Source organism: Laspinema olomoucense D3b (assembly GCF_025370785.1).
Classification (GTDB): Bacteria; Cyanobacteriota; Cyanobacteriia; order Cyanobacteriales; family Laspinemataceae; genus Laspinema; species Laspinema olomoucense.
Map to the genome: position 1 here is coordinate 47638 of NZ_JAMXFA010000010.1, position 12068 is coordinate 59705.

Annotated in this window: 9 protein-coding genes and 1 other RNA gene; 8 read left to right on the forward strand and 2 right to left on the reverse strand. The window is 48.2% G+C overall.

The window, feature by feature from the left end:
• The first annotated feature begins 41 nt into the window (after positions 1-41).
• From NG792_RS09475 to NG792_RS09510, 8 genes are all read left to right on the forward strand, one after another.
• Positions 42-1850 (forward strand): PAS domain-containing sensor histidine kinase, encoded by a 1809-nt coding sequence (locus tag NG792_RS09475; RefSeq protein ID WP_261235294.1) that lies wholly within the window; start codon positions 42-44, stop codon positions 1848-1850.
• Between the two features lie 329 nt (positions 1851-2179).
• Positions 2180-3370, forward strand: a complete 1191-nt coding sequence (corA, locus tag NG792_RS09480; RefSeq protein ID WP_261235295.1) for a magnesium/cobalt transporter CorA — start codon at positions 2180-2182, stop codon at positions 3368-3370.
• A gap of 105 nt (positions 3371-3475) precedes the next feature.
• Positions 3476-4102: a TenA family protein gene (locus NG792_RS09485; RefSeq protein WP_261196792.1), complete on the forward strand. Its 627-nt coding sequence runs from the start codon at positions 3476-3478 to the stop codon at positions 4100-4102.
• Positions 4103-4208: 106 nt separating this feature from the next.
• Positions 4209-4511, forward strand: a complete 303-nt coding sequence (locus NG792_RS09490) for a DUF6464 family protein (RefSeq protein WP_261196793.1) — start codon at positions 4209-4211, stop codon at positions 4509-4511.
• Between the two features lie 75 nt (positions 4512-4586).
• Entirely contained in the window at positions 4587-5267 is a 681-nt protein-coding gene (locus NG792_RS09495) for a hypothetical protein (protein ID WP_261235296.1), read from the forward strand.
• A 206-nt stretch (positions 5268-5473) separates the two neighbouring features.
• An RNA gene (gene rnpB, locus NG792_RS09500) (RNase P RNA component class A) lies at positions 5474-5864 on the forward strand.
• A gap of 135 nt (positions 5865-5999) precedes the next feature.
• Positions 6000-6722, forward strand: coding sequence for a ribonuclease III (gene rnc, locus NG792_RS09505; RefSeq protein WP_261235297.1), 723 nt, complete (start codon positions 6000-6002; stop codon positions 6720-6722).
• 37 nt (positions 6723-6759) lie between these two features.
• Positions 6760-7824, forward strand: a complete 1065-nt coding sequence (locus tag NG792_RS09510) for a Gfo/Idh/MocA family protein (protein ID WP_261235298.1) — start codon at positions 6760-6762, stop codon at positions 7822-7824.
• Between the two features lie 15 nt (positions 7825-7839).
• On the opposite strand, the gene NG792_RS09515 is transcribed toward NG792_RS09510, so the two are convergent.
• Positions 7840-9873, reverse strand: a complete 2034-nt coding sequence (locus tag NG792_RS09515) for a sensor histidine kinase (RefSeq protein WP_261235299.1) — start codon at positions 9871-9873, stop codon at positions 7840-7842.
• A 493-nt stretch (positions 9874-10366) separates the two neighbouring features.
• A complete protein-coding gene (locus NG792_RS09520; protein WP_261196803.1) occupies positions 10367-11764 on the reverse strand; it encodes an IctB family putative bicarbonate transporter in 1398 nt (465 codons plus the stop codon).
• Positions 11765-12068 lie beyond the last annotated feature (304 nt).

The following is a 12068-nucleotide window of genomic DNA, read 5'->3' on the forward strand; positions in this document are numbered from 1 at the left end:
AGTTTGAACAATTCTCAGGGAATAGGGAGGAGCTTGAAGCGGTGGTGTCTGCCAGCGAAACCAGAAATTGTGCTTTATTAAAGGCAATTCCCGATGCCATCTTTTGGATCCATAAAGATGGCACTTGTCTTGATTATCAACCGCCTAAGAATTTTACCCTGTGGGCTAGTGGGGGAAATCCCGGGCAGAAGTTGCAGCCTGAAGGGATAGAGAATCTCAGCGATCGCACCTATATCGGTAAGAAGTGGTGGGAAATATGGCCTTTAGAAGTAATTCAGCAATGCCGAGAGTTCCTAGAACGGGCGATCGCCACTCTGAGCGAGCAAGTTCTTGAAGTAGAATTAAGCGGAAATGATAGTCTGTGTTGTAGTCAATTTCCGCCTCTAAATTCAATAAATTATCATCCCTATTCCTCCTCAATTTATGAAATCCAAATTATCCCAAGCAGTGAGAATGAACTATTAGTCATAGTGCGAGATCTGACTCACCTTAAACAGACTGAAGCGCAACTCCGGCATGAACTGGAACAGAAAGCCTTACAGTTACACCACACGGTGCTCGCCTTAGAGGCGGAAAAAGCCCACCGCCAACAAATTGAGGAAATCTTGGCCTTTACGCAGTTTTCCCTGAATCGGGCTGGAGATTCAGTGTTCTGGGTCAACTCCAATGCCCAGTTCTTTTATGTCAATGAAGCCGCTTGTTTGTCTTTAGGCTATTCCCGAGAGGAGTTAATTTTAATGACAATTCATGATATTAACTTGGACTTGCCCAAAAATGTTTGGTCTGATTACTGGGATGAAATTAAACAGCAGGGTTCTTTCACTCTTGAATGTTACCATCAAACCAAGGAAGGAAGAAGATTCCCGGTAGAAAGTACGGTTAATTATTTGGAATTTAATGGAAAAGAATATAACTGTATTTTGGCGCGGGATATTACTGAACGCAAGCAGGTCGAAGCGCAATTACTAGAAACAAAAACAGCAGCGGAAGCAGCTAATCGAGCCAAAAGCACCTTTTTGGCTAATATGAGCCACGAACTGAGAACCCCGCTTAATGCGATTATTGGCTATAGTGAACTACTCCAAGAAGATGCCAGAGATATCGGCATTAACGATTCGGAATTTCTGGAGGACCTGCGCTCCATTAATACCGCAGGGAAACATTTGCTTGCTTTAATTGGGGATATCTTAGATTACTCTAAGATTGAATCGGGCAAAATGCAACTGTTTTTAGAATCATTTGACTTAGACAAGGCTTTTACCCAAATTTGCCATACTGCTCAACCCTTAATCGAGAAAAATGCTAACCAATTAGTGGTGCAGTTTAGTGGAGAACTAGGTCCGATGTATGCTGACCTAACGAAGATGCGACAAATCCTCTTCAATTTAATCAGTAATGCGGCTAAATTCACCCAGAAGGGGAAGATAGAGATAGCCGTCAAAAAACAAGTCCGGAGTGCGATTCCTCTGGTTTTCACTCCAGAGCAAGAATCGAGTTCAAATGATTTATTTGTAGTTTTTCAAATCTGTGATACAGGGATTGGAATGAGTGCAGAACAGTTAAATCATTTGTTTCAAGCATTTATGCAGGCAGATGCTTCTACAACGCGAGAATACGGGGGTACAGGGTTGGGTTTGGCAATTAGTCGGTTGTTTTCTCAGATGATGGGAGGAGATATTCTAGTGGAGAGTGAGTTGGGGGTAGGTTCAACTTTTACAGTTTATCTCCCGATGGAAGTCAAGTTGCTTCAAGCGGGGGGAAATGATTGGCAGGAACCCTCAGTTCCCACGGGGGCGATCGCCCGAAAATTATTGAGGGAGGATGAAGTCTTAGAGCAATCCAAACCTTAATATCTGCCTCTATAGCGAGTGTCGCCGGAATGGGATAATTTCCTCAACGCAGAGGGGGCATTTTGCTCCCTTGCTGTAATAAAGAGCAAGATACCTGCACTCCGTCAATTGTAGGAGCAGACTGATTTAGGACGGCTATATATTCGGCGGTTTCAGTGCAATATAAATGGATCTCCGGTGTTAGCGCCCTTCGTTATAAGTAGAGGCTATGCTACAGATCAGAACCCAGGGCAATAATGGACGGGACTTTAAACGATTCCCTGGATCACAGACAAACTTCTGCCGAATTGCCTAGAATCGCATTGGTAGCTGCGATCAGGAAAAGAGAGATGACAGAAACGGGATGGACAATGGGTAATTTCCTCTCCGAACCGGAAGAGGAAAATGAGAGAAACCAAGAGTCATACGTGGATTACTGCTATGATCACCCCGGTAGTATGCCCGGAACACTGATTATTGGAGAGCGTGCAGTAACTCCGACGATTATTGCGATCGATTATTGCGAAAAAAAGGCCATTCGGCTACTCCTGGCAACCCCGGAAGAATGCATCCCCTACTTAGACAGTGAGTCAGTTTCGTGGTTAGATGTCCAGGGGTTGGGGAGTGAAGATATTTTAAACCGAGTGGGTAAAGTCTTTCACTTGCATCCCCTGCTGTTAGAAGATATCGTGAATGTCCCCCAGCGACCCAAAGTGGAAGACTACGAGGGTCATTTAGTAATTATTGCGCGGATGGTGATGCTCAATGAACAGCGCCATAATTCAGCGCAAGAAAGTTTTATCACGGAACAAGTTAGTTTTGTTTTGGGTAAAGATTACTTACTCACGGTGCAGGAGGAGCCAGAACATGATAGTTTTGGTCCCGTTCGCGATCGCATTCGCAGCAATAAAGGCACGATTCGCAAACAAAAGGCCGATTATCTTGCCTATGCTCTCCTTGATGCCATTATCGATGGATTTTTTCCCGTTCTGGAAGCTTACGGGGAACGCATCGAGGATTTGGAGGATGAGGTGGTGGCAAACCCCACACACCACACGCTCGAAAAAATCTATAAAATCAAACGGGAGTTACTCACCTTACGTCGGGCAATCTGGCCCCAGCGAAATGCCATCAATACTCTGATTCGAGACGGCAGTCCCTTGATTTCTGAGGAAGTCCGGATTTATTTACGCGACTGTTACGATCATACGATGCAGGTATTGGATATCGTAGAAACCTATCGGGAACTCGCCGGTGGGTTGATGGAGGTTTACCTCTCTTCCATCAGTAATCGGATGAATGAGGTAATGAAACTGCTGACGGTGATTTCCTCTATTTTTATTCCCTTGACCTTTATTGCCGGGGTTTATGGGATGAATTTTAATCCAGACCGCTCACCCTTGAATATGCCGGAACTCAATTGGTATTGGGGTTATCCGGCGGTTTGGGGGGTGATGATTGCGATCGCAGTCTTCATGATTTTGCTCTTTTGGCGTCGCGGTTGGTTTAAAAACTTTTCCACCACCCAGCGTCCAAGATAACCGATGAAACCTGAAAAATGAAAGCTAAACCTGGCGACTTCAGTCGTTCTTAAGTTCATCTTCATCACCCTTAATTCAGTCAACACCTATCAAACTCTCCCAAATATGACCCTCTCTCATGAATTGTGGAAAGCGAATCAAGACTTAGCCCAAGAGTGCCTACAACATCCTTTTGTGCAAGGCATTGGCAATGGTAGCTTACCGCGACATCAATTTGCTCATTATGTGGGACAGGATGCCTTTTTCTTGGAATCCTTCGCCCGCGCTTATAGCATTGCTGCGGCCAAAACTCCCGACTGGCAAGCTTTTGAAGTCTTCCATGCTCTAGCTAGTGGCGTGCTAGAAGAACTGCGCTTGCATCAAGGCTATGCCAAAACCTGGGGAATTGATTTTCTAGCAGTCAAAGCGACTCCGGCAACTCGTCGTTACACTGACTTTTTACTCGCAACCGCTTGGAGTCACGATGTAGGGTTAACGGCGGTGGCAATGGCTCCTTGTATGCGTCTTTACAGTTTTTTAGGACAGCAATTAGGAAAGGATGGCATTCCAAATCACGACTATGCCGACTGGATTCGGACCTATACTGTTCAAGAGTTTGAGCAATTGTCGGGACAGTTAGAACATCTGCTCGATCGCTATGCTGCCTCCACTCCCCTAACCCATTCCACCTATCGTTATGCGATGTTATGCGAACGGGATTTCTTTCAATCTGCTGTGGAACTCACCGCCTAACAACTCTCCTGCAACCTGAGTCAGGTTTCCCAGTGGAGGTGGGTTGAGGTCAGTTTACCTGAGTTCAACCTGCCGATTTTAAGGAGTTCAGTTTTAGTCATCCGCCATGTTAGAGACACTTATTATTTTTTTGGTTGGGATAACACCTCCGTTACTCTCTGTATTCGCGATGCGGAAAGCAGAAGATCGGGCGCGAACTCGCTTGCAAGCGGCCCGAGAGATTCCTATTATGCGAATACCCTCTCCCCCCCCGGTTCCTGGCGATCGCCATTATGTTGAAGGGGTCGGGGAGGTGACTGGGGATGTCACTTGTCTTTACAATGCGCGATCGGCCTATCTGCGTTGCGCCCTCAATCCCGAAGGCCCCTGTGAAACCTGTCCCCACTATGAACCCCGAGAGTCTTTTTAACCCTTTTTTAGGGGCGGCAGGCGGTCTATAGGCTATGCTATGGGCGACGCCCCATTCCCTTTGCTCTAACCCCTGATGACTGGACTGGATTGGATTGTGATCGCAGTTTATCTAATCTGCGTGAGTGCTGTTTTATTACGTGCTTTTTCTTCTTTATTGGCGGAGAAAGTTATCATTAAATTAGATGAAACTTTTCTTCAAAATCAACTAGAAAGCCAAAATTTAGAGAACCGAGTTCGATTCAAATTCTTTCTGGAACCTCAATATGATTTAGACCAGTTTCGGGTGATTGAAGTGAGTGTGCAAAATCAATCTCCAAATCAAACCCTTTATATCGATTGGGATTATAGTGCGCTGATTGATGCTCAGGGTCGCGAACAACGCCTGGTTAGACTCCCACCGGGTATGACATTTGATTTGTTACCCCCTCAAGTATTTAGCGTGATTGCGCCGGGAAAAACCCTCCAAGAACAATTTACGGCAGAATCGGCCTTAAAACGTGAGGGGGAAATCGGACCCTTAAAACCTGATCGCGTCATGGTGAACCTCGCCTCCCTCAAACCGGACCCTAGAAAACAAGTTTCACCCAAGGCGGAACTTCCCTCTTTGACGTTCACCCTTCAGTTTGCTCTCCGCTTTGGCATGGGAGAACATAATCTAGGAAATCTCCCCCTTTATCTGGTCAATTGTCGCTTTATAGCCTCAGTTTTGCCCTGGGTTGTTAATATCCCTTGGAATCAACGCCGGGAATTTTAAGGGAGCATTTTCCGGTGGATTTGGGGTCGGTTTCCGTCGGGGAAAAATCTAATTTTGAGGCAGGAAATCCCTGGAACGGAGGCGATCGCCTCCCCCATTACATTGTCCATTCCCCAGGGTGGGTAAAGCCACTGTTAGCCAAATCAATCAGACCGCTCACCGGAGTCAGATTGTGGCAGTCCATCGATTATAATCAGAAGGGGTAGAGAGTTGGCGCAGGCAGTTGCGGATTCTCACGAATCTGAGGAAAGTCCGGACTCCCGAAAGACCAGACTTGCTGGGTAACGCCCAGTGCGGGTGACCGTGAGGATAGTGCCACAGAAAGATACCGCCGATGGAGGGATTGTCCGTTTGGGCGATCGCTCACAGGTAAGGGTGCAAAGGTGTGGTAAGAGCGCACCAGCAGGGTCGAGAGGCCCTGGCTCGGTAAACCCCGGTTGGGAGCAAGGTCACAGGGACAAGGGTTGGTCTTTTACCCGTTCCGCTTAGGAAGAACCGCTAGAGGCTTCTGGTAACAGAGGTCCCAGATAGATAACTGCCCCATTCATGGCAATTGTGATGAGTGGAACAGAACCCGGCTTATGTCTGACTCTCTCCCTTTCCAATTTTTATGCTAATTGTAAATTTTCAATTCGCTTCCTGACCCGCTTAAATTTTAAAGTTGAAATTCCTCGGGTTAAATTCTCAATTTTCATCAATTTTAAGGTTAATTTTTTATTAATAAACTTTCTTATGACTCTTCTTTATCCACAACGACAACGCGAGTTACAGAAACTGCTACAAAAATTAGGGCTTCCTGACGGGATTTCCATCCGTTGGGAGTTGTTAGAGTTGGCCTTGACTCATCCGAGTGTTTCCGGGGAAGCGAACTATGAACAGTTAGAGTTCACCGGCGATGCGGTCGTGCGGTTAGCTGCAGCTGAATTGTTAATGGAACTCTATCCCCAAGAAAAGGTCGGGGAGTTGGCAACCATTCGGTCAGTGTTGGTGAGCGATCGCACCTTAGCAGAAATCGCCGAAGGGTACGGACTGGAGCGCTACCTGCTGGTTTCCGCGAGTGCTGCTGGAGACATCACCGGCAAGGAATCTCGGTTAGCTGATGCCTTTGAAGCCATTTTAGCCGCCCTGTATTTAAGTACCCACAATTTGGATTTAATTCGTCCTTGGTTAGACCCGGAATTTAAACAGCGATCGGAAGAAATTCGCAAAGATCCAGCCCGTCACAACTATAAAGATGCACTGCAAGAATTGACCCAAGTTCGCTATAAAATTTTACCGGAATATCGGGTCTTTGAAACCCATCGGGAACATTACCATCCCGATCGCTTTACGGCGGAAGTCTGGCTACTGGGAGAACTCAAAGGCAATGGCACCGGACGCAGTAAAAAAGCGGCGGAACAAGCAGCAGCAAAGGTGGCATTTTTGGCCCTGCGAGAATTGGATGTAGCTCAGTAATTTCTCGTTGTCCAAATTAAATTATTCATATCAAAAAATGTCAAATCCAGTTGGGATTGCAATTCTCGGGGCGGGTCGTTGGGGCGTCCATTTGATCCGAAATTTTTTAAACCATCCCCAGGCGCGAGTGCTGGCAGTGGTGGACCCTCATGTAGAGCGATTGAACTCGGCGCGATCGCAATTTAATTTAGATGACAGTGTGATTCTGGCAACGGATTGGCAGGATATCAAACAGTTACCAGGACTAGAAGCAGTGGCTGTCGCTACTCCGGCGGCAACTCATTATGCCTTAATCTGTGATGCACTGGAGCAGAACTATCACATCTTAGCGGAAAAACCCCTCACCCTTGACCCCGCCGAGTGTCGGGAATTATATCAACGGGCACAACAACGCCAGCTTCAGATGCTGGTGGATCATACTTATTTGTTTCATCCGGCAGTGATTGCCGGAACTGAAGTGGTGCAAGGGGGACGACTGGGGGAATTGCGGTACGGATATGCCACACGCACCCATTTGGGTCCGGTCCGCCCAGATGTGGATGCCCTCTGGGATTTGGCGATTCATGATATTGCTATTTTTAATACTTGGTTGGGAGAATATCCGATTCAAGTCCAAGGGATTGGGCGAGTGTGGTTGCAACCGACTCTCGGTGAGGGAGGTAACTCGAAGCTGTTTCCCAAAGGTTTATCGGATTTAGTAACAGCAACGCTGACTTATCCGAGTGGATTTCAGGCATTTATTCATTTGTGCTGGTTTAATCCAGATAAACAGAGACGCTTGGCGGTGGTGGGGAGTCAAGGAACCTTGATTTTTGATGAAATGTCTGGGGATGCGCCTTTGGTGATTCAACAGGGTTGTTTAGAACCAGAAGGCGATCGCTGGATTCCTAGCCATCAAAACCGGGAAGTGGTGAGGTTAGAAAAAGCTGAACCTTTAGGGCGGGTTTGCGATCGCTTTTTGGAATTGGTCCGCCACAATGGACAAGCGCAGGAATCGGGGGCGATCGACTCATCCTCCGGGGCGATCGCCACGGAATTAATCACGATTCTCACCGCTTTAAGTCACTCGATCCAACAAGGGGGACTACCTGTTCAGCTTTAAGAGGGTGAGAACAATCTAGCAATTTTGTTCTTTGGGGGTTTTCGACTCCAACGCTACGGGGATGGAGGGACGGGAATTGAGGACTGGCAAAACAACCTCAACGGTTGTCCCCTGCCCGATGCCCTTACTGTTCAAGCGAATCATCCCACCCATAAGTTCGATTAAATTACGGGAGATGGCCAAGCCTAAACCTGTACCCCCTTTGGGGCGAGTTCTTGAGCCATCCACCATCACAAAGGGTTGAAAGAGTTTCTGCTGCTGATCCGGTGCAATACCAATCCCCGTATCTTGGACAGAAATCACCAAATGAGGCTGCATAGAACCATTCCCCTTATCGGCTTTGTTAAACGACTGACCCTCGTTTAACCCTTCGATGCGAGTTGAGATGATGATTCGTCCGGTGTCCGTAAATTTAATAGAATTCCCTATCAAATTGAGAAGTGCTTGTTTGAGTTTAGCGGGGTCGGCTTCGACGATAATTGATTGAGACTCTTCCGGGAATTCTAACTGCAAACCCTTCTGCTGTATTGCGGATTGCTGCAAGTCGATCGCCTCCTTAATCAGGCGTTTCACATCCACCTGCTCCATGACCACAGAGAGAGTACCCGCTTCAATTTTAGAAATATCGAGAATATCATTAATAATATTCAGTAAATGAATTGCCGCATCATCGGCCCGTTGAAGAAACTCAATTTCTTCATCCCGGTTGTCACAACAATCATCCCGAACTAAGCGAATGCAGCCGAGAATCGCATTGAGAGGGGTTCTCAACTCATGAGAAATAGTTGCCAAAAACTCATTTTTCAGTTGGTTGGCCGTTTTAGCTTCTTTCCAGGCCATTTCCAACTCCTCGGCCCAAGCTTTCAAGCGTTCAACCATACTGTCGAGGGCTTCAGCCAGCCGGTTAAACTCACGAATGCTCAAGTTATGCGGAACTCGTTCCGTAGTAGCACGGCACTGAATGTTCATCGCATAATCTTGCAATTTCTCGATCGGTAGGGCCAAATCGCGAGTTAAGTAGAGGGTCGCCAGTAGGTTAGCCGCTAATAAACCTAAGATGAGGGTGACTAAAACGTTTTGAATATCCTTTAATCCAGCCAGGGCATTGTCCAGGGGGGTGACGGCGAGGATTACCCACTTGCGTTCTTCCCCCGTGGAGACGGGACTGGGAATGGCGGTATATCCCGACAGTAATTCCATTCCCTTTTGATCAAAATTAAACAGATGGAAAAAGTCCTGACGGTTTTGGAGGGCATTTCTAACAATACTTTGTAGGCGTTTGGCGTCTACTTCATCCTGAATGTTCCGTCCAACGCGACTCAGGTCGTTGCCATGTTCCAGAATGGTGCCATCTTGGTCAATAACGACGGTGTAGCCGGTGAGGGAACCGGGTTCAATGCGGCGATCGCTGGCCCGTTGCCCTAAAGTAGAGCGAATGGTTAAGGCATAGTCTGGAGTCCCTGAATTGTTCACCGCCAAGGGGTTGATCTCGTCCAAATACACAGGGGCGCTCAAAACCAATCGGAGTTGATCGAAATAGCTGGGGTCATCGGGGGAAAGGGGTGGGGCCGAACTGGATGGGGTCTTTGATAAAACGGTTTTGAGATGCACTTTGGAACCAGTTCCGGGAGCAAAACTGCCTTGCTGTTGCCACATCTCCAAAATTTCAGCGCTCAGGGGTTGATTCCCACAGGTACTCGCGACGATTTCTGTGGTTTGCACATTCGTCAGTTGAACGCATTGGACCTTATTGGGGAATCGTTGCGCGAGTTGCTCGATATAAGTTTGCGAAGCTTGCACCGAACCCGAGTGGAGGAGGACGGATTCGCTGGCGGTGAGTAGGTTCGCCTGGAGGGATTCGAGGGAGGCATTAATGCTATCCCCTTTACGAACGGCGCTTTCGGTGAGGTTTTGACGGGCGGTTTCCAGCAGGCTAGAGCGTGCCTTGCGATAGGTCACATACTCTCCTAACAGCAAAACAGGGACGCTTAGGAGTAAAATCCGCGACAGCAGGATACGGCGAAAGGAGGATTGACCTGACTTAACCATAGGAAGTTTTTAGCGTTTAGGATGCAAGCCCCGGTGGTAACAACGGTGGAAACGCCCAGGTGGGTGGACATTTGGCCCTTGGATGTTACAGCGACGAGGCAGAACTTGTGTTACCAAAATTGCGAGGCTGCTACAAACGGATGTTGTCATTAACCCAATTCTATGAAAGTTATTGTCACCCTGCTGATTGAATCGGACAACGGATGTCTCATACCTCATTCCTGATTATTTGTTGGGACGGGCAATGGCATGGAGGACAGAACAAATCCAGAATCGCGAACCCTCTGGCTCTAGATCCCTGGGATCAACCTCCTCTTTTGAAGATGCGATCGCCGCTTCTGTGTCTTAGTTTTCCCCAAACTGTCTAGAAACTATTGGCGCTCATTATTGAATCGTCCAGGTTTTTTGTCAACTTTACAACAATAGAGCGCCCTGCATGAAAAATGGAGTTTGAGCGGTCCTGTGAATCTACTGGACCTACCCCGGCTCTTCTTTATCGCTGCTCGTCAATCGCTGTTGACTTGGGGTAGGGAACGGTGTAGTAGCTGGCAACTAAGGCCACCGCCAGCCACCAGAGCATATTGACTTGAGGTCTATACCAGACTGTATCAAAGGCTCCGTGGGCCATCATCCCTAGGATAATGGCGATCGCCGCGATTAGCCAATACCCCTGACCGCTGGCTTTCTCTCGCAGGTGCTGGATCTGAGCAACCCCTTGGCTGAGGAGGACAAAAATCAGTCCGACAAAGGCACTCAACCCGATGAATCCCGTTTCTACGGCGATTTCTAAGGGCACAGAATAGGCGCTCAAGGCGGTATATTTGGGCCGCATATAGAGGGGATAGATTTGGTTAAATGCCGTGTTCCCCGGACCGATTCCAATCACGGGGCGATCGCGAATCATTTCAAACACCGCATCCCAGACATTCATGCGGAAGTTATTGCTACTATCTTGCCGTCCCACTAACATACTGGCGGCCCGATCGCGCACGGGTTCCACAAACAGTAGGGCCAGGAGGATTACCCCGGCGGTTGTCCCTAAGACGACGGGCATGGCCCATTTTTGCCAAGCTTCGGGTAGCTTGACACTCCACCAATAGACCAACAGCAGAATCAGGGTAAATCCCCCCACCACTAAGCCAATCCATCCGCCTCGACTATAGGTGAGGACCAGACATAAGGTATTGACTAGGGTCATGGTCACGGCGAGGGCTTTGGGGACCCATCCGCGCCAAGCAAAAATTGCCGCAACCCCCAGGAAGATCGCAGGCAAGAGATAGGCAGCTAAGAGGTTGGGATTGCCCAGGTAACTATAAACTCGGGTTACTTTCGCCATCGCCGAGTTAGGATCGGTCCAAGTTGCCAAGGCATCGGCCCCAAATCGCCATTGTCGAATGCCGTAGATACTCACAAAGGTGGCAGCGTGCAGGTATAGGGCAATTACAAAGGAGCGCAATTTGGGCGATCGCAAGACCCGTGTCATCAGGGCAAACAGAAGTAAATACAGGGTGAGTTTGGTCCAGCCAACAAAGGCGGCCTTTTTCACCGGGGACATAGCGGTAGCGACGGTGTTAATTCCCCAATACAGCAAAATCAGCAAGTGCACGGGGGTAAACCCACTTTGGTCATCATCGGCTAAGGTGACTAAGACCCAGTAGGCCCCGCAAGCCAGCAATAACACGCCGATCAGGGCGGTGGAAACAAAAGGCCCCAGGAGAAAGAGCAATCCCACTAACAAGGCGGCGATCGGGTCAGCCCACTGGATTAAGAAGCTACCCCGACGCAGTGGGGCTAGAATGCCGATCGCCTGGTGCAAGTAACTGGCGCTACTCCACTGATATAGGGATAAATTAGCTCCCCAACTGAAGATCGGTGGTAACGGATTTCTCATAAAACTCAACACCAAATGGAACCAAACAATGAAAGTTTTCCTCTGATTTAAGCTGCCCCTACTATAGCCCCGGTTTTTCCTCGCCACGGCTTTAGTTTAGGGTAGGCGATCGCCTGGAGGGACCCCTAAAATACTCCCTCTGTATCATTAATCCACAACCCGATCAAGGAGCAACCTACTCTATGGTTATCCAATGCCTCCCTCCATTTTCCCGGTTTCTCCGTTGGCCAATTCCCCGGACTCCTGGCGATCGTCCGGTGGGTCACTCAGGATGCTGCTCAAATCCAAAGTGCCTCCTTCCTCC